Here is a 22,221-nt window from a genome sequence, read left to right on the forward strand (position 1 = left end):
ATCTAAGGAATTTAAGACTAATTAAAAAAAGAATACTGCTATGAATTTGTTAAAAGTCCAAAAAAAAACCATCCACTAAAAAATGGATGGCTTAATTCTTATATATAACCTTACAATTATTTGATCTTGAAAGCGTTTAATCCAGGGAAATAAGCGGTACTTCCTAACTCTTCTTCGATTCTTAATAATTGATTGTATTTTGCCATACGATCAGAACGAGAAGCAGAACCTGTTTTAATTTGTCCACAGTTTAAAGCGACAGCCAAATCAGCAATTGTATTATCTTCTGTTTCTCCAGAACGGTGAGACATTACTGAAGTATAACCTGCATTTTTAGCCATATTTACAGCTGCAATAGTTTCAGTTAAAGTACCAATTTGGTTTACTTTTACTAAAATTGAATTTGCAATACCTTTTTCGATTCCAGTAGATAAACGCTCAACATTAGTAACGAATAAATCATCACCTACCAATTGAACTTTATCACCAATTTTTTCAGTTAAGTATTTCCATCCATTCCAGTCATCTTCATACATACCATCTTCGATAGAGATAATTGGATATTTAGCAGCAAGTTCAGCTAAATAATCAGCTTGCTCTTCAGAAGTTCTGATTTTTCCCGTTTCACCTTCAAATTTAGTATAATCGTATTTACCGTTTACATAAAATTCTGAAGCAGCACAGTCAAGAGCAATCATAATTTCGTCTCCAAAAGTATATCCTGCTTTTTCAACAGCAAGTTTGATAGTATCCAAAGCATCTTCAGTACCACCAGCTAAGTTTGGTGCAAAACCACCTTCGTCACCAACTGCTGTACTTAAACCTCTATCATGTAATACTTTTTTCAAACTGTGGAAGATTTCAGTTCCCATTTGCATTGCATGTGTAAAAGAAGTAGCTTTTACAGGGAAAATCATAAATTCCTGAAATGCAATAGGCGCATCAGAGTGAGAACCACCATTGATGATATTCATCATTGGCACAGGTAAAGTATTAGCCGAAACTCCACCAACATATCTGTATAATGGCAATCCAAGTTCGTTAGCAGCAGCTTTTGCAGCAGCCAAAGAAACCCCTAAAATAGCATTAGCTCCTAATTTAGATTTATTTGGAGTTCCATCTAAATCAATCATTAATTGATCGATTGTATTTTGTTCGAAAACAGATGTTCCAACTAATTCTTCAGCAATAACGGTATTCACATTATTCACTGCATTCAAAACTCCTTTTCCTAAGAACGCTTTTCCTCCATCACGTAATTCAACAGCCTCATGTTCTCCCGTTGATGCTCCAGATGGAACAGCAGCTCTTCCTAAAACTCCATTTTCAGTTACTACATCAACTTCAATAGTAGGATTACCTCTGGAATCAAAAATTTGTCTTGCGTGAACTTTAATTATAATACTCATTATTTCTGTTTTTTTATTAATAAATTATATTTTTTTTTCGAAATTATAAAAATATTTAATAGTAAAAACGTAATGTTACTATTAAACGTCTTTATTTATTAACTACATCGTTTTAGCGGTAGCCAGTTTTATATTTTCAACAAACTGATCAAATAAATACGATGAATCGTGTGGTCCCGGACTAGCTTCGGGATGGTATTGTACTGAAAAACAATTCTTATTCTTCATTCTCATTCCCGCCACAGTATCGTCATTTAAATGTATATGTGTGATTTCTAATTCAGGATGACCATCTAAAGCTTCTCTTTTCACAGCGAAACCATGATTTTGAGAAGTTATCTCACCTTTACCTGTTATTATATTTTTTACCGGATGATTAATACCTCGGTGTCCACCGAACATTTTATAAGTCTTAACTCCATTAGCCAAAGCGATAATCTGATGACCTAAACAAATACCGAATAACGGCTTATCATCTGCTATAATTTCTTTTGCAACTTCTATAGCTCCAAACAAAGGATCAGGATCCCCAGGTCCATTTGACAAAAAGTAACCATCAGGATTAAAGTCCGTTAAATCTTTATAAGTTGAATTATATGGAAAAACTTTAATATAACAATCTCTCTTTGCAAGGTTTCTCAAAATATTCTTTTTGATTCCAAGATCTAAAGCAGAGATTTTATAAGTAGCATTTTCATCACCAAAAAAATAAGGCTCAGTCGTTGAAACTTTTGATGCCAACTCTAAACCTTCCATATTTGGCACATTAGCCAACTCTTTTTTCAATTCTTCTACCGATGTTCCGTCAGTGCAAATAACAGCATTCATTGCGCCATTATCACGAATATAACTCACAAGAGCCCTGGTATCAACATCAGAAATACAAATCAAATTTTGTTTAGTAAAATAATCTTCTAAACTTCCAGATGCATCTTCTCTTGAATAATTAAAGCTAAAGTTTTTACAAACTAAGCCAGCAATTTTAACGCTGTCAGATTCTATTTCCTGATCATTAACACCGTAGTTCCCAATATGTGCATTCGTTGCCACCAATATCTGACCAAAATAAGATGGATCAGTGAAAATTTCCTGATATCCGGTCATTCCTGTGTTAAAACAAACTTCACCAAAAGTTTTACCGCTAATTCCGATAGATTTTCCGTGAAAAATAGTTCCGTCGCTCAGTAACAAAATGGCGCTTTGTCGTGTAGTGTATTTCATTCTTTAATTTGTGTTGTTTTTTTATTCTCACATGAAACTCGCCAGGCGCATTTCATTTGTAATTATAAGTTTTGCAAATTTACTTCTTTAAAAGAGTGTGTCCAAGATTTTTTAAAAAATTCATTCAGAAAAATAAAACCTAAGAATTGAAATAAGTTAAATTTCTTATTTAATTTAAAAAAAATCAAAAAAAAAGGATAAACTAAAAATTAGCTTATCCTTGATTTCTATAGAATCATTACTTTCATAATTATTCAGAAGCTTCAGTAGTCGATTCTGATTCAGCAGCTGGAGCTTCAGTAGTTTCCTCAGCTTTTTTTGCTTTACCACCACGACGGCTTTTAGCTTTTTTAACTTCTTTTTTACCTCCATTGTAAAGTTCATTGAAATCTACAAGTTCGATCATTGCCATATCAGCATTATCTCCCAAACGATTTCCAACTTTAATGATACGAGTGTATCCACCTGGACGGTCACCAACTTTAGCAGCTACATCTCTGAACAAGTCAGTTACAGCATATTTACTACGTAAGTAAGCAAAAACGATACGACGGTTGTGAGTCGTGTCTTCTTTTGATTTTGTAATTAAAGGCTCAACGAATTGTTTAAGCGCTTTAGCTTTAGCAACAGTAGTGTTAATACGTTTGTGCTCAATAAGAGAACAAGCCATATTAGCTAACATAGCTTTTCTATGTCCAGTCTGTCTGCTTAAGTGATTGAATTTTTTTCCGTGTCTCATTGCTATTTTAAATTTAATCCCGCAAGCGGGATTGAATTATTCTTTATCTAATTTGTATTTAGCTAAATCCATTCCGAAAGTTAAATTTTTAACTGCAACAAGTTCATCAAGTTCAGTTAAAGATTTTTTACCAAAATTACGGAATTTCATTAGGTCATTTTTATTGAACGATACTAAATCACCAAGTGTATCAACTTCAGCCGCTTTCAAGCAATTTAATGCTCTCACAGATAAATCCATATCAACAAGCTTAGTTTTAAGCAATTGTCTCATATGCAATGACTCTTCATCATACGATTCTGTTTGTGCAATTTCGTCAGCCTCGAGTGTAATTCTTTCGTCAGAAAATAACATGAAGTGGTGAATTAAAACTTTAGCAGCTTCAGTAAGAGCATCTTTTGGATTAATAGATCCATCAGTTTTGATTTCAAAAACTAATTTTTCATAATCTGTTTTTTGTTCTACACGGAAGTTTTCAATTGCATATTTTACATTTTTTACCGGAGTAAAAATAGAATCTGTAAAAATGGTACCAATTGCAGCGTTCTGTTTTTTGTTCTCCTCAGCAGGAACATATCCTCTACCTTTTTCGATTGTTAAATCGAAGTTCAATTTGATTTTAGAATCTAAATTACAGATAACAAGGTCCGGATTCAGAACTTGGAAACCTGAGATAAATTTTTGAAAATCACCTGCTGTTAGTTGATCTTTACCAGAAACAGAAATTGTAACTGCTTCATTATCGATATCTTCAATTTGACGTTTGAAACGCACTTGTTTTAGATTAAGGATAATTTCGGTAACATCTTCAACAACACCTGAAATAGTAGAAAACTCATGATCTACACCTTCGATACGAACAGATGTAATTGCATAACCTTCTAATGCTGAAAGCAAAACTCTTCTAAGTGCATTACCAACTGTCAATCCGTAACCTGGTTCTAAAGGTCTAAATTCAAATTTACCTTCAAAATCGGTTGAATCGATCATGATAACTTTATCGGGCTTTTGAAAATTAAATATTGCCATAAATTTCGACTAAGTCAATTATTATTTGTTGTACAACTCTACGATTAATTGTTCTTTAATGTTTTCTGGAATTTGAAGTCTTGCAGGTACAGAAACGAAAGTTCCTTCTTTAAGATCATTGTTCCAAGTAATCCATTCATAAACATGACTTGAATTTGATAAAGAACGTTCGATAGCTTCTAAAGATTTAGATTTTTCACGAACTGCAACTTTATCACCAGGCTTAAGGTGGTAAGAAGGAATATTTACAACTTCACCATTAACAGTAATGTGTCTGTGAGATACTATTTGACGAGCACCTCTTCTAGATGGAGCAATTCCCATTCTAAAAACAACATTATCCAATCTTGCTTCACATAATTGTAATAAAACTTCACCAGTTACTCCTTTAGTTGCTGATGCTTTTTCGAATAAATTTCTGAATTGTTTTTCTAAAATTCCATAAGAATATTTAGCTTTTTGCTTTTCCATTAACTGAACAGCATACTCAGATTTTTTTCCTCTTTTTTTAGCCATCCCGTGTTGTCCAGGTGGGTAATTTCTTTTTTCGAAAGATTTATCATCTCCGAAGATTGCTTCGCCAAATTTACGAGCGATTCTTGTACTAGGACCAGTATATCTTGCCATTTTAAATTGTTTAAGATTGAGATTATGAATTCAGGTCTTATCCTTCGATAATCTATATTCAATCTAGGTTATACTATAAATTTTGAGTACTAAACTCTACGTCTTTTAGGAGGACGACATCCGTTGTGAGGCATTGGAGTAACATCGATAATCTCAGTAACTTCAATTCCACCGTTATGAATAGAACGAATAGCAGACTCACGTCCGTTTCCTGGTCCTTTTACATAAACTTTTACTTTTTTAAGTCCTGCCTCAAGAGCTACTTTACTACAATCTTCTGCTGCCATTTGAGCTGCGTACGGAGTGTTCTTTTTAGAACCTCTGAAACCCATCTTACCAGCTGAAGACCAAGAAATAACTTCACCTTTCTTATTAGTTAAAGAAATGATAATGTTGTTGAAAGTGGCAGAAATATGAGCTTCACCCGTTGATTCAACGATAACTTTACGTTTTTTTGCAGTTGCTTTAGCCATATTACTTATTATTTAGTTGCTTTTTTCTTGTTAGCAACAGTTTTTCTTTTACCTTTTCTTGTTCTAGAGTTGTTTTTAGTTCTTTGCCCTCTTAACGGAAGACCAGATCTATGACGGATACCTCTGTAACAACCAATATCCATTAAACGTTTGATGTTTAAAGAAACTTCAGAACGTAATTCTCCTTCAATTTTGTAAAATGAAACAGCATCACGAATTGCTCCGATCTCGTCGTCATTCCAATCTTGAACTTTTTTATCTTGGCTAACTTGAGCTTTTTCTAAAATCTCAATAGCTCTACTTCTCCCTAATCCAAAGATATAGGTTAGTGCTATAACACCTCTCTTATTTTTTGGGATATCTACCCCTGCTATTCTTGCCATAATTATCCTTGTCTTTGTTTAAATCTAGGATTCTTTTTGTTTATTACGTACAATCTCCCTTTTCTACGCACGATAATGCACTCGGCACTTCTCTTTTTTACTGATGCTCTAACTTTCATAGTGAATATCTTTAATATCGATAAGTAATTCTTGCTTTTGACAAATCGTAAGGACTCATTTCCAGTTTCACTTTATCACCAGGTAATAATTTGATGTAATGCATACGCATTTTACCAGAAATATGAGCAATTACAATATGTCCATTTTCTAACTCTACACGGAACATCGCATTTGATAATGCTTCAATGATTGATCCGTCTTGTTCTATTGCTGATTGTTTTGCCATAAATATATTAAGCTACCGCTTTTCTATTTTTACCAGTCTTCATTAAACCATCATAATGTTTGTTTAACAAGTATGAATTGATTTGTTGAATAGTATCTATTGCAACTCCAACCATAATTATTAATGAGGTACCTCCAAAAAACATTGCCCAAGATTGTTGTACATCCATAATACTTACAACAATAGCTGGGAACACAGCAATCAAAGCAAGGAATAAAGATCCTGGGAAAGTTATTAAAGACATCACTTTATCAAGAAAGTCTGAAGTTTCAGCTCCCGGACGAACGCCAGGAATAAAACCACCACTTCTTTTCAAATCATCAGCCATTTTGTTAGTAGGTACTGTGATCGCAGTATAGAAAAATGTAAATACAATAATTAAAGTTGCAAAAACAAAATTATACCAAAATCCGAAGATATTACTAAATGCGCCAACAATAGATTGTGATGTGTCTGATTTAGACAATCCGGCTACAGCAGCAGGAATAAACATAATCGCCTGAGCAAAAATGATTGGCATAACTCCAGAAGCATTAAGCTTAAGAGGAATCCATTGTCTATTACCACCTGCCAAATCTTGCTCATAATCTCCTGTAGTAGTACGACGAGCGTATTGAACAGGAATTCTACGCACTGCCATTGTAAGCAGTACACAAGCAATGATTACTAATAACCACACAATAATTTCAATAACTAACAACATTGGACCTCCATTGTTATTGGTAACTCTGGTTGTAAATTCTTGTATAAAAGCTTGCGGTAAGCGTGCTAAAATACCAACCATAATCAATAATGAAATTCCATTTCCAATACCTTTATCTGTAATTTTTTCTCCAAGCCACATAGCAAAAATTGTACCAGTAACTAAGATGATAACAGAAGAGAACAAAAATTCAGGAGAATTAAAGCCTAGTAAGAATGCACTTCCAGGTAACGTTCTGTATAAATTATAGATATAAGTTGGACCTTGAACCAGTGTAATAGCTATAGTCAACCAACGAGTGATTTGATTAATCTTTTTTCTACCACTCTCTCCATCGTTTTGAAGTTTTTGTAAATAAGGAATCGCAATTCCCATTAACTGAACAACAATAGATGCAGAAATATAAGGCATAATACCTAAAGCAAAAACTGAAGCTTTAGAGAAAGCACCTCCTGTAAACATGTCTAGGATAGATCCTAAACCATTCTTAGTTTGTCCCGCTAAACCTGTTAACTGAGTTGCGTCAATTCCAGGAAGCGTAACGTGTGCACCAAAACGATATACTAAAAGCAATCCTAATGTAATTAGAATTCTGTTTTTCAGTTCTTCGATTTTCCAAACATTACTTATTGATTCAATAAATTTCTTCATCTTAATAGATAAGTTATATAGTTACAGCCTCTCCTCCAGCAGCTTCAATAGCAGCTTTTGCAGTAGCAGTAAATTTGTGGGCAGTTACTTTTAATTTTGCTTTCAATTCTCCTCTACCTAAAATCTTTACGATTTCATTTTTGGTAGCTAGACGATTTGCTACGAAATCTGTCATTGAAACAGAATCAGTAATCACACCATTGTCTACTAATAATTGAAGCGTATCTAAATTAACACCTTCGTATTCTTTACGATTGATGTTTGTGAAACCAAACTTAGGCACACGTCTTTGAAGTGGCATTTGCCCTCCCTCAAAACCAATCTTTTTAGAATAACCAGAACGAGATTTTGCTCCTTTGTGACCTCTTGCGGAAGTACCACCTTTTCCAGAACCTTCTCCTCTACCTAATCTTTTATTTTGATTGTGTGTTGACCCTTCAGCTGGTTGTAAGTTACTTAAATTCATAACAGTATTTGTTATTTAGCTTCTTCGACAGAAACTAAGTGTTTAACTTTGTTTATCATCCCAAGGATTGCAGGATTTGAATCATGCTCTACAACTTGTCCCATTTTACGTAGACCTAAAGCTTCCAAACCTCTTTTTTGAGAAAGAGGGCAGTTGATTTTGCTTCTTACTTGTTTTACTAATAATTTAGCCATAATTTCCTTGAATTAACCTTTAAAAACTTTTTCTAAAGAAACACCTCTTTGTTTTGCAACAGTGTGAGCGCTTCTCATTTGTAATAAAGCATCAAAAGTTGCTTTCACTACGTTATGAGGATTTGATGATCCTTGAGATTTAGATAATACATCGTGAATACCTACTGATTCAAGAACTGAACGAACAGCTCCACCAGCAATAACTCCTGTACCATGAGAAGCAGGAATTAAGAATACACGTGCACCACCAAATTTACCTTTTTGTTCGTGAGGAACAGATTGTCCGTTCAAAGGAATTTTTACTAAATTTTTCTTAGCATCTTCTACTGCTTTCGCAATTGCTTCAGAAACGTCTTTAGATTTTCCTAATCCATGACCAACCACTCCGTTTTCATCACCTACAACTACAATAGCAGAAAAACCGAAAGCTCTACCACCTTTTGTAACTTTAGTAACACGATTAACACTTACCAGACGATCTTTAAGTTCAAGACCACTTGGTTTTACCAATTCTACATTTTTGTATTTAGACATAATATATTAGAATTTAAGTCCAGCCGCTCTTGCGCCTTCTGCTAATGATTTAATACGACCGTGATACAAATATCCACCTCTGTCAAAAGTGATGGTATCAATCCCGGCTTTTAACGCTTTCTCTGCAACTAATTTTCCAACAGCAGCAGCGATTTCAACGTTAGTACCTTTTCCTATTTCTTTTTCTCTTGAAGATGCAGCTAATAAAGTAACTCCATTTACATCATCAATAAGTTGAGCGTAAATTTCTTTGTTACTTCTAAATACAGATAGTCTTGGGTTAGCAGCAGTACCACTAATCGATTTTCTAATTCTGAATCTAATTCTCTGTCTTCTATCAGATTTTGTTAATGACATAATCTTATTTTTTAAGCTGATTTACCTGCTTTTCTTCTTAATACTTCACCCACAAATTTAACACCTTTTCCTTTATATGGCTCTGGCTTACGGAAACCTCTGATTTTCGCAGCAACCTGTCCTAAAAGTTGTTTATCAAATGATGTTAATTTTACGATAGGGTTTTTACCTTTTTCAGATATTGTTTCTAAAGCTACTTCCGGAGCAATTTCCAAAACAATATTGTGAGAATATCCAAGAGCTAAATCTAACTTTTGACCTTGGTTTGAAGCTCTATAACCAACTCCAACTAATTCAAGTTCTTTTGTAAAACCTTCAGATACACCAATTATCATATTATTGATTAATGATCTGTATAATCCGTGTTTTGCTCTTTGGTCTTTATGATCAGACGATCTTTCTAATAGAACTTGATCGCCTTCAACTTTTACAGTAATGTCCGAAAACTCCTGAGTTAGTTGACCTTTTTTTCCTTTTACCGTAACGATACCGTCTTTAACTTCTACAGTTACTCCAGCAGCTATTACAATTGGGCTTTTACCTATTCTTGACATCTTATTTAGTCTTTAAAATTAGTATACGTAACAAATTACTTCACCACCTACATTTAATTGTTTCGCTTGTTTTCCAGTCATAAGACCTTTAGAAGTTGAAACAATAGCAATTCCTAATCCGTTAAGGATTCTTGGTAATTTGGCAGCACCTGCATATTTACGTAAACCAGGTTTACTAATTCTTTGGATATCTTTAATTACAGGCTCTTTAGTATCTTTATCATACTTCAAAGCAATTTTGATTGAACCCTGAACAGTGTTGTCCTCAAATTTGTAACTCAAGATATAACCTTGATCAAATAAGATCTTAGTTATTTCTTTTTTTAGATTAGAAGCTGGAATTTCAACAACTTTGTGGTTTGCAGCCACAGCGTTACGAACTCTAGTCAAATAATCTGCAATAGGATCTGTATACATATGTATTTGATTGCGATTATGGTTTTCGGGAGGCACTCGCCTCCCGAACCTTTAATCAATTAAAATTATTTTTTGGTTTGCAAAAGTACTAACTTATTGCGAGATTACCAAGATGCTTTTTTAACTCCAGGAATTAACCCATTATTAGCCATCTCACGGAAAGTTACACGTGAAATACCAAATTGACGGATATAACCTCTTGGTCTACCTGTTAATTTACAACGATTGTGTAAACGAACTGGTGAAGCATTTTTAGGTAATTTTTGTAAGCCTTCATAATCTCCAGCTTCTAATAAAGCTTTTCTTTTTTCAGCGTACTTAGCTACCGTTTTCTCTCTTTTCACCTCACGGGCTTTCATTGATTCTTTAGCCATGTCTTAATTCTTTTTAAAAGGTAATCCTAATTCAGCCAATAATGACTTTGCTTCCTTGTCTGTTTTTGCAGTAGTAACAAATGTGATATCCATTCCTGAAATTTTGTTTACTTTGTCAATATCAATTTCAGGGAAAATGATTTGCTCTAAAACTCCAAGATTGTAATTACCTCTTCCGTCAAAACCAGTAGCTTTAATACCACTAAAATCTCTAACGCGTGGTAAAGCAGAAGTAACAAGTCTATCTAAAAACTCATACATTCTTTCACCACGTAAAGTAACTTTTGCTCCAATAGGCATCCCTTTTCTCAATTTGAATGACGCAACGTCTTTCTTTGAAATTGTAGATACTGCTTTTTGTCCAGTGATCTTTGTTAACTCATCAACTGCATAGTCAATAAGTTTTTTATCAGATACAGCTGCACCAACTCCACGGCTCAAAACGATTTTTTCAAGTTTTGGAACTTGCATCACGTTTGTATATCCGAATTCCTCTTTAAGAGCAGATATTACTCTACTCTTATATTCTTCTTTTAGTCTAGGTGTATATGCCATTACTATAGTACTTGATTAGATTTTTTTGAAAATCTTACTTTCTTATCTCCTTCTACTCTAATACCAACTCTAGTTGTTTCCTTAGTTTTAGGATCAATTAGTGAAATGTTAGATATTTGTATAGAAGCTTCTTTCTTAACGATACCACCTTGAGGGTTTTTAGCACTTGGTTTTGTATGTTTCGAAACCATGTTTACACCTTCAACTATCGCTTTATTTTTCTCACGGTAAACACGTAAAACTTTACCTTCAGCACCTTTATGGTCTCCAGCAATAACTCTTACGATATCTCCTGATTTTATTTTTAGCTTTATCATCTTAAAACGAATTAAAGCACTTCTGGTGCTAATGATACAATTTTCATGAATTGTTTTTCACGAAGTTCTCTTGCTACCGGACCAAAAACACGAGTTCCTCTCATTTCCCCTGCAGCGTTCAAAAGAACACATGCATTATCATCGAAACGGATATAAGAACCATCAGCTCTTCTCACTTCTTTTTTGGTACGTACAACAACTGCAGTTGAAACAGCTCCTTTTTTAACGTTACCGTTAGGAGTTGCATCTTTAATAGATACTACAATCTTGTCACCAACAGAGGCATACCTTCTTTTGGTACCTCCTAAAACACGGATAGTTAAAACTTCCTTTGCTCCCGTGTTATCTGCTACTTTTAGTCTTGATTCCTGTTGTACCATAATTATTTAGCTCTTTCTAAGATTTCAACTAATCTCCAACATTTCGTTTTACTTAAAGGACGCGTTTCGCTAATTCTTACAGTATCTCCAATGTTACAGTCGTTTGTTTCGTCGTGTGCAACGTATTTCTTTGTTTTCAACACGAACTTACCGTATAATGGGTGTTTTACTTTTCTTACTTCAGCAATAACAATAGATTTATCCATTTTATTTGAAGTAACAACACCTATTCTTTCTTTTCTTAAATTTCTTTTTTCTTCCATCTTTCAGCAGAATACAATTATTGTAACTCTCTTTTAGTTAACTCTGTAGCCAATCTTGCAACTGTTCTTCTTACACTTCTAATTTGAAGCGGGTTCTCAATTGGAGAAATAGCGTGAGCCATTTTTAGGTCAGCATATATTTTCTTAGTTTGACTAAGTTTTTCTTGCAACTCCGCTGCAGAAAGATCTTTTATTTCTGATTGTTTCATAATATAAATTTAATTATGCTTCGAAATCTCTAGCAACGACGAATTTAGTTTTTACTGGAAGCTTTTGAGCTGCAAGACGTAAAGCCTCTTTTGCAACTGATAAAGGAACTCCTCCAACTTCAAACATAATTCTTCCGGGTTTAACAACGGCAGCCCAATATTCAACGGCACCTTTACCTTTACCCATACGTACCTCAAGAGGCTTCTTAGTAATTGGTTTGTCTGGAAATATTTTGATCCATAATTGTCCTTCTCTCTTCATGAAACGAGTTGCAGCAATACGCGCAGCTTCGATTTGACGAGAAGTTAAAAACATTCCATCTTCATGTACAGATTTAATACCAAACATTCCATTAGAAAGTTCATGCCCTCTTTGAGAGTTACCTTTCATTTTACCCTTTTGTACCTTACGGTATTTTGTTCTTTTAGGCTGTAACATTTTTCTTTAGTTTAAAAATTTACTTTCTTTTACGAGCGTCTGGTTTTCCACCTTTATTAAAGGGCTTTCTGTCTCCTCTTGGAGAATCACCACCTTTACCACCACCAGTACCAGATTGTTTTTTATCCATTCCTGCAAGTGGAGAAAGATCTCTCTTTCCATAAACTTCACCTTTCATGATCCATACTTTGATACCCATTCTACCATAAGTAGTGTGAGCTTCAGCCAAAGCATAATCAATATCAGCTCTGAAAGTTGATAGAGGAATTCTACCTTCTTTGAAACCTTCTGAACGTGCCATCTCAGCACCATTCAAACGACCAGAAATCAAAACTTTGATACCTTCAGCGTTCATACGCATAGAAGCAGCAATAGCCATTTTGATTGCACGTCTGTAAGAAATACGGCTTTCGATTTGACGAGCGATGCTTGTCGCCACAAGATAAGCATCTAATTCAGGTCTTTTGATTTCAAAGATGTTGATTTGAACCTCTTTGTCAGTAACTTTCTTAAGTTCTTCTTTTAACTTGTCTACCTCTTGTCCGCCTTTTCCGATAATGATACCAGGTCTAGCAGTAGTGATAGTAACGGTTACAAGTTTCAAAGTTCTCTCGATGATTACTTTTGATACACTAGCTTTTGATAAACGAGCGTGGATATACTTTCTGATTTTGTGATCTTCGGCAAGTTTATCACCGTAATCATTTCCACCATACCAGTTTGAGTCCCACCCTCTGATGATACCAAGTCTATTTCCAATTGGATTTGTCTTTTGTCCCATGCTGCTTAAGAATTGCTTTGTGTGTTATTGATAGCTCCAAGCACGATTGTTACGTGGTTAGAACGTTTTCTTATTCTGTGTGCACGACCTTGTGGAGCTGGACGAAGTCTTTTCAACATCATTCCACCATCTACTCTGATCTCTTTAACAAATAATCCAGCTTCTTCTAAATTACCTTCACTATTTTTTTGCTCCCAGTTGTTGATTGCAGATAATAATAGTTTCTCTAATTTTCTTGAAGCCTCTTTAGAACTGAATCTTAAGATGTTAAGTGCTCTTTCTACCTTCTGACCTCTTACCAAGTCCGCTACTAAGCGCATTTTTCTAGGTGAAGTAGGGCAGTTATTCAATTTTGCGAAAGCAATAGACTTATTAGCCTCTTTTCTCGCATCTGCTGTTTCTCTTTTACGAACTCCCATTGCTTCTTATTTTTTACCTTTATTTTTTGCTCCAGCATGACCTCTAAAAGATCTAGTTGGTGAAAACTCTCCTAATTTGTGACCTACCATGTTTTCTGTTACGTAAACTGGTACAAATTGACGACCGTTATGAACTGCGATTGTTTGTCCAACAAAGTCCGGAGTAATCATAGAAGCTCTAGACCAAGTCTTTACTACTCCTTTATTACCATTTTCTATGTTTTCCTGAACTTTCTTGTCTAACTTATAATGAACGAAAGGTCCTTTTTTTAATGAACGTGCCATATCTTATTATTTCTTTCTACGTTCTACGATATACTTGTTACTCGGGTTTTTCTTAGAACGAGTTCTATAACCTTTTGCTGGTATTCCATTTCTTGAACGTGGATGTCCACCAGAAGAACGTCCTTCTCCACCACCCATTGGGTGATCAACAGGGTTCATTGCAACAGGTCTTGTTCTAGGTCTTCTTCCTAACCATCTTGTTCTACCAGCTTTTCCTGATACAACTAATTGGTGGTCTGAATTAGAAACAGCTCCAATTGTAGCCGAACAAGTTAACAAGATCAATCTTGTTTCACCAGATGGCATTTTAATTGTAGCATATTTTCCATCTCTTGCCATTAATTGAGCAAATGTACCAGCTGAACGAGCGATTACCGCTCCTTGACCTGGACGTAACTCAATACAAGAAATTACAGTTCCTAAAGGAATTCTGCTTAAAGGCAATGTATTACCAATTTCAGGTTGAGATTCTGGACCAGAAACTAATTTCTGACCAACTTTCAATCCGTTTTGAGCAATAACGTATGTTTTCTCTCCATCAGCGTAAGCTAATAAAGCGATAAATGCAGTACGATTTGGATCATATTCAATTGATTTCACAGTAGCCGGAATTCCGTCTTTAGTTCTTTTGAAATCAATGATACGATATCTCTGCTTGTGACCACCACCCGTATAACGCATGGTCATCTTTCCTTGACTATTTCTACCTCCAGAGTTTTTTATCGGCGCTATCAAAGAGCGTTCCGGCTTATCAGTTGTAATGGCGTCATAACCATTCACAACTCTAAATCGCTGACCTGGGGTAATAGGTTTTAATTTTCTTACTGACATTTTTCTATCTTAGATATTGTTGTAAAAATCAATTGTTTCTCCTTCTTGTACTTGAACAATCGCTTTCTTAATTGCATTTGTCTTTCCACTGATCAAACCACTTTTAGTGTATTTTGTAGTTCTATCCGGTCTTACGTTCATCGTGTTAACTGAAACTATAGTCACTCCATAAGCAGCTTCAACAGCTTTCTTAATCTGAACTTTGTTTGCTTTTTTGTCAACAACGAATCCGAAGCGGTTTAAAACTTCACTTTCTTTGGTTACTTTCTCTGTTACTATAGGTCTAATTATGATACTCATACTCCTATTATTTGCTTAAATTTTCTTCGATTAACTCCAAAGAACCTTCTAAAAGCACTAAATTATTAGTGTTTAAAATAGCGTAAGTGCTTAATTCTGAGCTAGTTACGACATTAGAAGCCTTTAAATTGCGTGAGGACAAATATACATTTTTATTCGACTCTCCCAACACAAATAGAGATTTTTTATTTTCTAACCCTAAAGCTTTCAAAACGTTAATGAAATTTTTAGTGTTTGGCGCTTCAAAATTAAAGTCTTCAAGAACGATGATATTCGACTCTTTTGCTTTGATTGAGAAAGCTGATTTTCTTGCCAATCTTTTTAAGCTTTTATTCAATTTGAATGAATAACTTCTTGGTCTTGGTCCGAAAATTGTTCCACCACCCTTAAACAATGGATTTTTAATACTTCCCGCACGAGCAGTACCTGTTCCTTTTTGTTTTTTAATCTTACGTGTACTTCCTGTCACTTCAGCTCTTTCTTTAGCTTTGTGAGTACCTTGTCTTTGATTAGCAAGATATTGCTTAACATCAAGGTATACAGCGTGATTGTTTGGTTCAATTGCGAATACTGAATCAGAAAGTTGAACTTTTCTTCCAGTATCTTTTCCGTTGAAATCTAATACTTTTACTTCCATTACTTCTGAATGATTACATAAGAGTTTTTATGTCCAGGAACACATCCTTTAATAACAAGTAGATTCTTTTCAGCAACTACTTTTAAAACTCTAAGGTTTTGAACTTTTACATTGTCTCCTCCCATTCTTCCAGCCATACGCATTCCTTTGAATACTCTAGATGGATATGAAGAAGCTCCCACAGAACCTGGCGCTCTTAAACGGTTGTGTTGACCGTGAGTTGCTTGTCCAACACCACCAAATCCGTGACGTTTAACAACCCCTTGAAAACCTTTACCTTTAGATACACCTTGTACATCTACAAATTCTCCTTCAGCAAAAATAGAAACATCAATAAGATCCCCTAATTTTTGTTCAGTTGCAAAATCTTGAAATTCAACGACTTTTTTCTTAGCAACAGTTCCAGCTTTTTTAAAGTGACCTAAAGCCGCTTTAGTGGAATGTTTCTCGTTTTTGTCATCGAAACCAAGTTGCAACGCTTCGTACCCGTCAACACCTTTGGTTCTGACTTGGGTAACAACACACGGCCCAGCTTCGATTACTGTACAAGGAATGTTTTTCCCGTTTTCATCAAAAATGCTAGTCATGCCGATTTTTTTACCAATTAACCCAGACATAAATATTAATTATTAATTACTAAAATTCCCTTCAATTTGAAAATAACAGAAATTTCCAAACAGGGAGTGCAAAAGTATACATTAAAATCGAATATACCAAACAGTTACAAAAATTAAATCGCTCATTATCAAAATCCAAGGATCAAACCTAACACCAACATTATTTTATTTATTAAAAAAATCAAGTTTTACCTTTGTAACTTATACCATCATCATCCTTAACAATTACTTAATCAAGCAAAGAAAAAACATCCTCAACAGCCTAAACAAAAGACTTCTCAACCAAAACAGCAATAATCTATCAGAACAAAATACTTTAATAATTGCACGAACAAAAATCTAACAACAACAAAAAAAGCGAGACATTTCTGTCTCGCTTTTTATATATAAAATATAATAAAAATTATACTTTTATTTCAACTTCAACCCCACTTGGCAATTCAAGTTTCATTAAAGCATCAATAGTTTTAGATGAAGATGAATAAATATCAATCAATCTCTTGTATGACATTACTTCAAATTGCTCTCTCGCTTTTTTGTTAACGTGCGGAGAACGTAGTACAGTGAAAAGTTTTTTGTGAGTTGGTAAAGGAATTGGACCTGTTACAACTGCTCCAGTAGTTTTTACTGTTTTTACGATCTTTTCAGCAGACTTATCTACCAACATGTGATCGTAAGATTTTAGTTTTATTCTAATTTTTTGACTCATTTTCTTAAGAATTAAGCGTTACCTTTTGCTTTTTTAATTACAGCTTCTGAAATATTAGAAGGTGTTTCTGCATAGTGAGAAAACTCCATTGTTGAAGTAGCTCTACCAGAAGACAATGTTCTTAATGTTGTTACATATCCAAACATTTCTGACAAAGGCACATCAGCTTTAATAGTTTTAGCACCGTTTCTGTCACCCATGTCATTAACCTGACCTCTACGACGGTTGATATCACCTACGATATCTCCCATGTTTTCTTCAGGAGTAATAACTTCCATTTTCATGATTGGCTCAAGAATAATTGCTCCAGCAGCTTTAGCTACTTCTCTATAACCCATTCTTGCAGCTAATTCAAAAGAAAGAGCATCAGAATCGACAGGGTGGAAAGATCCGTCTGTCAAAGTTACTTTCAAACTATCCACTTGATAACCAGCCAAAGGACCAGTTTTCATAGCTTCACGGAAACCTTTTTCTACAGATGGGATATATTCTTTAGGAACGTTACCACCTTTTACTGCATTAATAAATTGCAATCCTACAGGAACTTTACCATCAACTTCGTCAGCTGGCTCAAGTGTAAATACGATATCACCGAATTTACCACGACCTCCTGATTGTTTTTTGTAAGTTTCTCTATGAGTTGCAGTTCTTGTAAACGCTTCTTTATATTCAACTTGAGGCTCACCTTGGTTAACTTCAACTTTAAATTCACGTTTCATACGATCTACCAAGATATCCAAGTGAAGCTCACCCATACCTGAGATAATAGTCTGCCCTGAAGCCTCATCTGTTCTAACAGTAAATGTTGGATCTTCTTCAGCTAATTTAGCTAAAGCCATACCCATTTTATCAACGTCAGCTTTTGTTTTAGGCTCAATTGCAATACCAATTACCGGTGCAGGGAATTTCATTGACTCAAGAATAATTGGGTGTTTTTCATCACACAATGTATCTCCAGTTTTGATATCTTTAAATCCAACGGCAGCTCCAATATCTCCAGCCTCAATAAATTCGATTGGATTTTGTTTGTTAGCGTGCATTTGGTAGATACGAGAAATTCTTTCTTTATTTCCTGAACGAGTGTTCAAAACATAAGAACCAGCATCTAAACGACCAGAGTAAGCACGGAAGAAAGCTAAACGACCTACGAATGGGTCAGTAGCAATTTTAAATGCCAAAGCAGCGAATGGCTCTTTTACATCTGGCTTACGCAAGATTTTAGTTTGATCTTCTTCTAATAATTCAGCATCATCAGGATGAATTCCTTCGATACCTTCTTTATCCATTGGAGAAGGCAAATATTTACAAACTGCATCTAACATGAACTGAACTCCTTTGTTTTTGAAAGAAGAACCAGCGATCATCGGGATGATAGCCATATCCATAGTAGCAGCTCTTAAAGCATTGTTGATTTCTTCCTCTGTAATAGAGTTTTCGTCTTCCATGAATTTTTCTAAAAGATTTTCATCGTAATCAGCAACCGCTTCAATAAGAATAGATCTGTATTCTTTAACCTCTGCAACCATATCAGCAGGAATTTCAACAATATCAAAAGTTGCCCCTTGAGTTGCATCATGCCAAATGATAGCTTGATTTTTTACCAAATCCACAACACCTTTGAAATCATTTTCTTCACCAATTGGCAAAGTGATCGCAACAGCATTTGACTTCAACATATCACGAACTTGTTGACAAACTGCCAAAAAGTTAGATCCTTGACGGTCCATTTTATTCACGAATCCCATACGCGGAACTCTATACTGATCAGCAAGTCTCCAGTTAGTTTCTGATTGAGGCTCAACACCATCAACAGCACTAAACAAGAAAACCAATCCATCAAGTACACGTAAAGAACGGTTTACCTCTACAGTAAAGTCAACGTGCCCAGGAGTATCAATAATATTAAAGTGGTATGGCAAAGACTCAGGTAAAAGCTTACCTTGCTCAGTTGGAAAATTCCACTCACAAGTTGTTGCAGCTGAAGTAATTGTAATACCTCTTTCTTGCTCTTGAGCCATCCAGTCCATTGTTGCAGCACCATCGTGTACTTCACCAATTTTGTGTGACTTTCCAGTATAAAAAAGGATACGCTCAGTTGTTGTTGTTTTACCAGCATCAATGTGAGCAGCAATTCCGATATTTCTTGTATATTTTAAATCTCTAGCCATTTCTTACGAATTAAAATCTAAAGTGAGAGAAAGCTTTATTAGCTTCTGCCATCTTGTGAGTATCCATTCTTTTCTTAACCGCAGCACCTTCTTCTTTAGCAGCAGCTAAACATTCTGACGCTAAACGTTGTGCCATAGATTTTTCATTTCTTCTTCTAGAATAAAGTATTAACCACTTCATTGCCATAGAAATTTTTCTGTCTGGTCTAATTTGCATTGGAATTTGAAATGTAGCTCCACCTACTCTACGACTACGTACTTCTACGTGAGGCATAACGTTTGTTAAAGCATCTTTCCAAATTTCTAATGAAGATTTTTCTGAATCTTGCTTTTTAGATTCGATGATGTCAATTGCATCATAAAATACTTTGAAAGCTGTAGATTTCTTACCGTCCCACATTAAGTTGTTCACAAAACGCGTTACCAATTGGTCGTTAAACCTCGGATCTGGTAAAAGTGGTCTTTTCTTTGCCGCTCTTTTTCTCATGTCTTTTTCTTAAAAGTTTTAAATTACTTTTTTGCTTCTTTTGGGCGTTTAGCACCGTACTTAGATCTTCTTTGCGTTCTTCCTGCAACTCCTGACGTGTCAAGCGCTCCACGAACGATATGATATCTAACACCTGGTAAATCTTTTACCCTTCCGCCTCTAACTAATACTATCGAGTGCTCTTGTAAATTGTGTCCTTCTCCAGGGATGTAAGCATTCACCTCATTACCATTTGTCAAACGTACACGCGCTACTTTACGCATTGCAGAGTTTGGTTTTTTTGGTGTAGTAGTGTAAACACGCGTACAAACCCCTCTTCTTTGAGGACAAGAATCTAAAGCAACCGATTTACTCTTCTTAGTTATCTGAGTTCTTCCTGTTCTTACTAATTGTTGAATTGTTGGCATAATTAATACTAAAAATTTATTATGTATATTAAATTCCCGCTTTTTACGGGGTTGCAAATGTATAAAATATTTTTCACTATACAAACGTTAATCTATTAATTTTCAATAACATTATTTAAGCTTATGTTTTTTAAAACAAACAATAGATATTTGCAATACTTTTAATAAATGAAACAATTGCTCTTGAAACAGTTAATCCTAATCTATATATTTTACTTTATAAGCATTTCAAGTTATGCCCAAGATTTTAATTTACAAATAAATGGAATAGACAAAACTGAAAATAAAATTATCGATTCTCTAAATTATTCTATAACACACCCTAATTTAAAATCGTTGTTTAACGAAATAAAAAACACTTCAGAAAAGCTTTCAAAAAAAGGTTATTTAGATAATAAAATATTAGAAACAAAAAAAATAAATGACAGCTCTTACGCTTCTATAATTACACTAAAAAACAAGATAAAAAAGATACATATATATATAGGTACAAATAATCCATTTTCTGATTTTCAGAAAACAACAAATGACTCTATAATTATACCTTACGAAGAGGCTGAAAATTATCTGAATCAAAAAATAAATGAAGCTGAAAAAGCCGGTTATGCCTTAACTAAAGTCAATTTGAAAAATATTCGAAGAAAGAATTTAATAATTTATGCCGACTTAAATTTTAAATCCGAAAAAAAAAGGGACTTAAATTCCATTATTCTAAATTACCCTAAAGACGATAACAAAGATATATTCCCAAAAGGGCACCTAAAACAACTAAACAAAAAATACATAAGCAGAACTTTTAATCAGGAAATTGTAAAAGAACTTTATAATGAAATAAATAATTTTCAATTTATTAGCCAAACAAAATATCCCGAAATACTATTCACTAAAGATTCCACAAAAATATATGCCTATATTCAAAAAAGAAAAGCAAATACATTTGATGGCTATATTGGTTTTTCAAATGACGAAAACAAAAAACTAAATCTAAATGGGTACATCGACATATCACTTCAAAACATACTTCACTCGGGAGAAGAATTTTCACTGTACTGGAAAAGCGACGGCAATCAGCAAAAAACTTTCAATACAAAATTAGAAATACCTTATATTTTTAATTCAGCGCTAGGCATTAAAGCTCAGTTAAACATTTTTAAACAAGACAGCACTTTTCAAAATACAAAAACAGCTATTGATCTTGGCTATTTTATAAAATACAATTCAAGAATTTATCTCGGATATCAATCTACAGAATCCAGCGATATTCAAAACACAAATAATACTCTAATTAGCGATTATAAAAATTCATATATTACAACATCTTATGATTATAAAAAACTTAATGCAACAAACAATCTGTTTACACAAAAGACAATTATAAATCTCATTTTTGGTTATGGAAAAAGAGACACGAATAATAGTCCAGAAACAGCAGAATCAAGTAAGCAGTTTTACTTAAATGTTAACTTATCATACAACTTTGAGCTGAACGAAAGGAATTATATTAACTTAAATTCACAAAATTTTTATCTTAACAGTAAAAATTATATTTCAAATGAATTATATCGATTTGGCGGAATGAACTCTATTAGAGGATTTTTAGAAAATAATCTTCAAGCTAATTTTGATTCGCTAATTCTTACAGAATACAGATATCTTGTCTCAAAAAACTTATATATCAATTCAATTCTCGATTATGGCTTATATCAAGACTTAACGAGCAATACAGATCAAAATAAAATAAAAAAATTAATAGGAATCGGAGCAGGAACCGGAATACAAACTGCAAATGGTTTATTGAAAATTACTCTTACAAATGGAGCAGAAAAAACAAATGAACTGCAATTATATAACACTATCATAAACATATGTTATAATGTTAAATTTTAATGTTTAACAAAAAAAGATTTTTATTTATTAGGAAAGTTAACAAATTATTAAGA

General features: G+C 34.1%; 35 protein-coding genes. 1 reads left to right on the top strand and 34 read right to left on the bottom strand.

Annotation, left to right across the window (positions count from 1 at the left end):
• Nucleotides 1-116 precede the first annotated feature (116 nt).
• From eno to rpsL, 34 genes are all read right to left on the bottom strand, one after another.
• Nucleotides 117-1,409 carry a phosphopyruvate hydratase gene (eno, locus tag AC3QL1_RS01855; protein WP_492494655.1) on the bottom strand — a complete coding sequence of 431 codons (1,293 nt, stop codon included), beginning with the start codon at nucleotides 1,407-1,409 and terminating at the stop codon, nucleotides 117-119.
• A gap of 102 nt (nucleotides 1,410-1,511) precedes the next feature.
• Nucleotides 1,512-2,630 (bottom strand): glutamine-hydrolyzing carbamoyl-phosphate synthase small subunit, encoded by a 1,119-nt coding sequence (gene carA / locus AC3QL1_RS01860; protein ID WP_492494657.1) that lies wholly within the window; start codon nucleotides 2,628-2,630, stop codon nucleotides 1,512-1,514.
• Nucleotides 2,631-2,880: 250 nt separating this feature from the next.
• Nucleotides 2,881-3,369: a 50S ribosomal protein L17 gene (gene rplQ, locus AC3QL1_RS01865; RefSeq protein ID WP_264535107.1), complete on the bottom strand. Its 489-nt coding sequence runs from the start codon at nucleotides 3,367-3,369 to the stop codon at nucleotides 2,881-2,883.
• A gap of 36 nt (nucleotides 3,370-3,405) precedes the next feature.
• Nucleotides 3,406-4,398, bottom strand: coding sequence for a DNA-directed RNA polymerase subunit alpha (locus AC3QL1_RS01870; RefSeq protein WP_026109818.1), 993 nt, complete (start codon nucleotides 4,396-4,398; stop codon nucleotides 3,406-3,408).
• A gap of 21 nt (nucleotides 4,399-4,419) precedes the next feature.
• A complete protein-coding gene (gene rpsD, locus AC3QL1_RS01875) occupies nucleotides 4,420-5,025 on the bottom strand; it encodes a 30S ribosomal protein S4 (RefSeq protein ID WP_029272055.1) in 606 nt (201 codons plus the stop codon).
• A gap of 89 nt (nucleotides 5,026-5,114) precedes the next feature.
• Nucleotides 5,115-5,498, bottom strand: a complete 384-nt coding sequence (gene rpsK / locus AC3QL1_RS01880) for a 30S ribosomal protein S11 (protein ID WP_007803677.1) — start codon at nucleotides 5,496-5,498, stop codon at nucleotides 5,115-5,117.
• An 8-nt stretch (nucleotides 5,499-5,506) separates the two neighbouring features.
• Nucleotides 5,507-5,881 carry a 30S ribosomal protein S13 gene (gene rpsM / locus AC3QL1_RS01885; RefSeq protein WP_007803675.1) on the bottom strand — a complete coding sequence of 125 codons (375 nt, stop codon included), beginning with the start codon at nucleotides 5,879-5,881 and terminating at the stop codon, nucleotides 5,507-5,509.
• Between the two features lie 2 nt (nucleotides 5,882-5,883).
• Entirely contained in the window at nucleotides 5,884-6,000 is a 117-nt protein-coding gene (gene ykgO / locus AC3QL1_RS01890) for a type B 50S ribosomal protein L36 (RefSeq protein WP_002987490.1), read from the bottom strand.
• An 11-nt stretch (nucleotides 6,001-6,011) separates the two neighbouring features.
• Nucleotides 6,012-6,227, bottom strand: a complete 216-nt coding sequence (gene infA, locus AC3QL1_RS01895; protein ID WP_007136545.1) for a translation initiation factor IF-1 — start codon at nucleotides 6,225-6,227, stop codon at nucleotides 6,012-6,014.
• A 7-nt stretch (nucleotides 6,228-6,234) separates the two neighbouring features.
• The gene (secY, locus tag AC3QL1_RS01900; RefSeq protein WP_042565879.1) at nucleotides 6,235-7,581 is read right to left on the bottom strand and encodes a preprotein translocase subunit SecY; all 1,347 of its coding nucleotides are present in this window, start codon (nucleotides 7,579-7,581) and stop codon (nucleotides 6,235-6,237) included.
• Between the two features lie 13 nt (nucleotides 7,582-7,594).
• Entirely contained in the window at nucleotides 7,595-8,047 is a 453-nt protein-coding gene (rplO, locus tag AC3QL1_RS01905; RefSeq protein WP_017495009.1) for a 50S ribosomal protein L15, read from the bottom strand.
• A gap of 11 nt (nucleotides 8,048-8,058) precedes the next feature.
• On the bottom strand, nucleotides 8,059-8,241 hold the full coding sequence (gene rpmD, locus AC3QL1_RS01910; RefSeq protein WP_017495010.1) for a 50S ribosomal protein L30: 183 nt from the start codon (nucleotides 8,239-8,241) through the stop codon (nucleotides 8,059-8,061).
• Nucleotides 8,242-8,253: 12 nt separating this feature from the next.
• Complete coding sequence (gene rpsE / locus AC3QL1_RS01915; RefSeq protein WP_085950926.1) at nucleotides 8,254-8,778, bottom strand: 30S ribosomal protein S5; 525 nt, start codon at nucleotides 8,776-8,778, stop codon at nucleotides 8,254-8,256.
• A gap of 3 nt (nucleotides 8,779-8,781) precedes the next feature.
• A complete protein-coding gene (gene rplR / locus AC3QL1_RS01920; RefSeq protein WP_166921660.1) occupies nucleotides 8,782-9,132 on the bottom strand; it encodes a 50S ribosomal protein L18 in 351 nt (116 codons plus the stop codon).
• A gap of 11 nt (nucleotides 9,133-9,143) precedes the next feature.
• The gene (gene rplF / locus AC3QL1_RS01925; RefSeq protein ID WP_042565877.1) at nucleotides 9,144-9,686 is read right to left on the bottom strand and encodes a 50S ribosomal protein L6; all 543 of its coding nucleotides are present in this window, start codon (nucleotides 9,684-9,686) and stop codon (nucleotides 9,144-9,146) included.
• Between the two features lie 18 nt (nucleotides 9,687-9,704).
• Complete coding sequence (rpsH, locus tag AC3QL1_RS01930) at nucleotides 9,705-10,103, bottom strand: 30S ribosomal protein S8 (RefSeq protein WP_007803657.1); 399 nt, start codon at nucleotides 10,101-10,103, stop codon at nucleotides 9,705-9,707.
• A 104-nt stretch (nucleotides 10,104-10,207) separates the two neighbouring features.
• Nucleotides 10,208-10,477, bottom strand: a complete 270-nt coding sequence (gene rpsN, locus AC3QL1_RS01935) for a 30S ribosomal protein S14 (protein WP_031456037.1) — start codon at nucleotides 10,475-10,477, stop codon at nucleotides 10,208-10,210.
• A 3-nt stretch (nucleotides 10,478-10,480) separates the two neighbouring features.
• Nucleotides 10,481-11,032 carry a 50S ribosomal protein L5 gene (gene rplE / locus AC3QL1_RS01940; RefSeq protein ID WP_007803652.1) on the bottom strand — a complete coding sequence of 184 codons (552 nt, stop codon included), beginning with the start codon at nucleotides 11,030-11,032 and terminating at the stop codon, nucleotides 10,481-10,483.
• Nucleotides 11,033-11,034: 2 nt separating this feature from the next.
• On the bottom strand, nucleotides 11,035-11,349 hold the full coding sequence (gene rplX, locus AC3QL1_RS01945) for a 50S ribosomal protein L24 (RefSeq protein WP_007803650.1): 315 nt from the start codon (nucleotides 11,347-11,349) through the stop codon (nucleotides 11,035-11,037).
• An 11-nt stretch (nucleotides 11,350-11,360) separates the two neighbouring features.
• Nucleotides 11,361-11,729: a 50S ribosomal protein L14 gene (gene rplN, locus AC3QL1_RS01950; protein WP_007803649.1), complete on the bottom strand. Its 369-nt coding sequence runs from the start codon at nucleotides 11,727-11,729 to the stop codon at nucleotides 11,361-11,363.
• A gap of 2 nt (nucleotides 11,730-11,731) precedes the next feature.
• Entirely contained in the window at nucleotides 11,732-11,992 is a 261-nt protein-coding gene (gene rpsQ / locus AC3QL1_RS01955) for a 30S ribosomal protein S17 (protein WP_007803646.1), read from the bottom strand.
• A gap of 17 nt (nucleotides 11,993-12,009) precedes the next feature.
• Nucleotides 12,010-12,201 (bottom strand): 50S ribosomal protein L29, encoded by a 192-nt coding sequence (rpmC, locus tag AC3QL1_RS01960; RefSeq protein ID WP_007803639.1) that lies wholly within the window; start codon nucleotides 12,199-12,201, stop codon nucleotides 12,010-12,012.
• A gap of 13 nt (nucleotides 12,202-12,214) precedes the next feature.
• Nucleotides 12,215-12,640 (bottom strand): 50S ribosomal protein L16, encoded by a 426-nt coding sequence (rplP, locus tag AC3QL1_RS01965; RefSeq protein ID WP_007803637.1) that lies wholly within the window; start codon nucleotides 12,638-12,640, stop codon nucleotides 12,215-12,217.
• Nucleotides 12,641-12,659: 19 nt separating this feature from the next.
• On the bottom strand, nucleotides 12,660-13,421 hold the full coding sequence (rpsC, locus tag AC3QL1_RS01970; RefSeq protein ID WP_007803635.1) for a 30S ribosomal protein S3: 762 nt from the start codon (nucleotides 13,419-13,421) through the stop codon (nucleotides 12,660-12,662).
• 5 nt (nucleotides 13,422-13,426) lie between these two features.
• Complete coding sequence (gene rplV, locus AC3QL1_RS01975; RefSeq protein WP_007803631.1) at nucleotides 13,427-13,840, bottom strand: 50S ribosomal protein L22; 414 nt, start codon at nucleotides 13,838-13,840, stop codon at nucleotides 13,427-13,429.
• Between the two features lie 6 nt (nucleotides 13,841-13,846).
• Nucleotides 13,847-14,125, bottom strand: a complete 279-nt coding sequence (rpsS, locus tag AC3QL1_RS01980) for a 30S ribosomal protein S19 (RefSeq protein ID WP_007803626.1) — start codon at nucleotides 14,123-14,125, stop codon at nucleotides 13,847-13,849.
• A gap of 6 nt (nucleotides 14,126-14,131) precedes the next feature.
• Complete coding sequence (rplB, locus tag AC3QL1_RS01985; protein WP_007803623.1) at nucleotides 14,132-14,956, bottom strand: 50S ribosomal protein L2; 825 nt, start codon at nucleotides 14,954-14,956, stop codon at nucleotides 14,132-14,134.
• Between the two features lie 9 nt (nucleotides 14,957-14,965).
• Complete coding sequence (gene rplW / locus AC3QL1_RS01990) at nucleotides 14,966-15,256, bottom strand: 50S ribosomal protein L23 (protein WP_017495018.1); 291 nt, start codon at nucleotides 15,254-15,256, stop codon at nucleotides 14,966-14,968.
• 7 nt (nucleotides 15,257-15,263) lie between these two features.
• Nucleotides 15,264-15,893 carry a 50S ribosomal protein L4 gene (rplD, locus tag AC3QL1_RS01995; protein WP_065450855.1) on the bottom strand — a complete coding sequence of 210 codons (630 nt, stop codon included), beginning with the start codon at nucleotides 15,891-15,893 and terminating at the stop codon, nucleotides 15,264-15,266.
• Nucleotides 15,893-16,510 (bottom strand): 50S ribosomal protein L3, encoded by a 618-nt coding sequence (gene rplC / locus AC3QL1_RS02000; protein WP_007803612.1) that lies wholly within the window; start codon nucleotides 16,508-16,510, stop codon nucleotides 15,893-15,895. The genes rplD and rplC overlap by 1 nt, the downstream gene beginning before the upstream one ends.
• Nucleotides 16,511-16,913: 403 nt before the next feature.
• Entirely contained in the window at nucleotides 16,914-17,219 is a 306-nt protein-coding gene (gene rpsJ, locus AC3QL1_RS02005; RefSeq protein WP_007803605.1) for a 30S ribosomal protein S10, read from the bottom strand.
• An 11-nt stretch (nucleotides 17,220-17,230) separates the two neighbouring features.
• Nucleotides 17,231-19,387 (bottom strand): elongation factor G, encoded by a 2,157-nt coding sequence (gene fusA / locus AC3QL1_RS02010; protein WP_056245966.1) that lies wholly within the window; start codon nucleotides 19,385-19,387, stop codon nucleotides 17,231-17,233.
• Between the two features lie 10 nt (nucleotides 19,388-19,397).
• Nucleotides 19,398-19,874 carry a 30S ribosomal protein S7 gene (gene rpsG / locus AC3QL1_RS02015; protein WP_007803600.1) on the bottom strand — a complete coding sequence of 159 codons (477 nt, stop codon included), beginning with the start codon at nucleotides 19,872-19,874 and terminating at the stop codon, nucleotides 19,398-19,400.
• A 23-nt stretch (nucleotides 19,875-19,897) separates the two neighbouring features.
• Nucleotides 19,898-20,281: a 30S ribosomal protein S12 gene (rpsL, locus tag AC3QL1_RS02020; protein WP_007136570.1), complete on the bottom strand. Its 384-nt coding sequence runs from the start codon at nucleotides 20,279-20,281 to the stop codon at nucleotides 19,898-19,900.
• Between the two features lie 168 nt (nucleotides 20,282-20,449).
• On the opposite strand from rpsL, the gene AC3QL1_RS02025 reads away from it, so the two are divergent.
• On the top strand, nucleotides 20,450-22,168 hold the full coding sequence (locus AC3QL1_RS02025) for a BamA/TamA family outer membrane protein (protein WP_492494666.1): 1,719 nt from the start codon (nucleotides 20,450-20,452) through the stop codon (nucleotides 22,166-22,168).
• Nucleotides 22,169-22,221 lie beyond the last annotated feature (53 nt).

The organism is Flavobacterium sp. GW823-FHT04A11 (assembly GCF_058796535.1).

Coding starts and splice junctions, on each gene's coding strand:
- eno (WP_492494655.1), bottom strand. CDS start 1,409: ATGAGTATTATAATTAAAGTTCACGCAAGACAAATTTTTGATTCCAGA.
- carA (WP_492494657.1), bottom strand. CDS start 2,630: ATGAAATACACTACACGACAAAGCGCCATTTTGTTACTGAGCGACGGA.
- rplQ (WP_264535107.1), bottom strand. CDS start 3,369: ATGAGACACGGAAAAAAATTCAATCACTTAAGCAGACAGACTGGACAT.
- AC3QL1_RS01870 (WP_026109818.1), bottom strand. CDS start 4,398: ATGGCAATATTTAATTTTCAAAAGCCCGATAAAGTTATCATGATCGAT.
- rpsD (WP_029272055.1), bottom strand. CDS start 5,025: ATGGCAAGATATACTGGTCCTAGTACAAGAATCGCTCGTAAATTTGGC.
- rpsK (WP_007803677.1), bottom strand. CDS start 5,498: ATGGCTAAAGCAACTGCAAAAAAACGTAAAGTTATCGTTGAATCAACG.
- rpsM (WP_007803675.1), bottom strand. CDS start 5,881: ATGGCAAGAATAGCAGGGGTAGATATCCCAAAAAATAAGAGAGGTGTT.
- ykgO (WP_002987490.1), bottom strand. CDS start 6,000: ATGAAAGTTAGAGCATCAGTAAAAAAGAGAAGTGCCGAGTGCATTATC.
- infA (WP_007136545.1), bottom strand. CDS start 6,227: ATGGCAAAACAATCAGCAATAGAACAAGACGGATCAATCATTGAAGCA.
- secY (WP_042565879.1), bottom strand. CDS start 7,581: ATGAAGAAATTTATTGAATCAATAAGTAATGTTTGGAAAATCGAAGAA.
- rplO (WP_017495009.1), bottom strand. CDS start 8,047: ATGAATTTAAGTAACTTACAACCAGCTGAAGGGTCAACACACAATCAA.
- rpmD (WP_017495010.1), bottom strand. CDS start 8,241: ATGGCTAAATTATTAGTAAAACAAGTAAGAAGCAAAATCAACTGCCCT.
- rplR (WP_166921660.1), bottom strand. CDS start 9,132: ATGTCATTAACAAAATCTGATAGAAGACAGAGAATTAGATTCAGAATT.
- rplF (WP_042565877.1), bottom strand. CDS start 9,686: ATGTCAAGAATAGGTAAAAGCCCAATTGTAATAGCTGCTGGAGTAACT.
- rpsH (WP_007803657.1), bottom strand. CDS start 10,103: ATGTATACAGATCCTATTGCAGATTATTTGACTAGAGTTCGTAACGCT.
- rpsN (WP_031456037.1), bottom strand. CDS start 10,477: ATGGCTAAAGAATCAATGAAAGCCCGTGAGGTGAAAAGAGAGAAAACG.
- rplE (WP_007803652.1), bottom strand. CDS start 11,032: ATGGCATATACACCTAGACTAAAAGAAGAATATAAGAGTAGAGTAATA.
- rplX (WP_007803650.1), bottom strand. CDS start 11,349: ATGATAAAGCTAAAAATAAAATCAGGAGATATCGTAAGAGTTATTGCT.
- rplN (WP_007803649.1), bottom strand. CDS start 11,729: ATGGTACAACAGGAATCAAGACTAAAAGTAGCAGATAACACGGGAGCA.
- rpsQ (WP_007803646.1), bottom strand. CDS start 11,992: ATGGAAGAAAAAAGAAATTTAAGAAAAGAAAGAATAGGTGTTGTTACT.
- rpmC (WP_007803639.1), bottom strand. CDS start 12,201: ATGAAACAATCAGAAATAAAAGATCTTTCTGCAGCGGAGTTGCAAGAA.
- rplP (WP_007803637.1), bottom strand. CDS start 12,640: ATGTTACAGCCTAAAAGAACAAAATACCGTAAGGTACAAAAGGGTAAA.
- rpsC (WP_007803635.1), bottom strand. CDS start 13,421: ATGGGACAAAAGACAAATCCAATTGGAAATAGACTTGGTATCATCAGA.
- rplV (WP_007803631.1), bottom strand. CDS start 13,840: ATGGGAGTTCGTAAAAGAGAAACAGCAGATGCGAGAAAAGAGGCTAAT.
- rpsS (WP_007803626.1), bottom strand. CDS start 14,125: ATGGCACGTTCATTAAAAAAAGGACCTTTCGTTCATTATAAGTTAGAC.
- rplB (WP_007803623.1), bottom strand. CDS start 14,956: ATGTCAGTAAGAAAATTAAAACCTATTACCCCAGGTCAGCGATTTAGA.
- rplW (WP_017495018.1), bottom strand. CDS start 15,256: ATGAGTATCATAATTAGACCTATAGTAACAGAGAAAGTAACCAAAGAA.
- rplD (WP_065450855.1), bottom strand. CDS start 15,893: ATGGAAGTAAAAGTATTAGATTTCAACGGAAAAGATACTGGAAGAAAA.
- rplC (WP_007803612.1), bottom strand. CDS start 16,510: ATGTCTGGGTTAATTGGTAAAAAAATCGGCATGACTAGCATTTTTGAT.
- rpsJ (WP_007803605.1), bottom strand. CDS start 17,219: ATGAGTCAAAAAATTAGAATAAAACTAAAATCTTACGATCACATGTTG.
- fusA (WP_056245966.1), bottom strand. CDS start 19,387: ATGGCTAGAGATTTAAAATATACAAGAAATATCGGAATTGCTGCTCAC.
- rpsG (WP_007803600.1), bottom strand. CDS start 19,874: ATGAGAAAAAGAGCGGCAAAGAAAAGACCACTTTTACCAGATCCGAGG.
- rpsL (WP_007136570.1), bottom strand. CDS start 20,281: ATGCCAACAATTCAACAATTAGTAAGAACAGGAAGAACTCAGATAACT.
- AC3QL1_RS02025 (WP_492494666.1), top strand. CDS start 20,450: ATGAAACAATTGCTCTTGAAACAGTTAATCCTAATCTATATATTTTAC.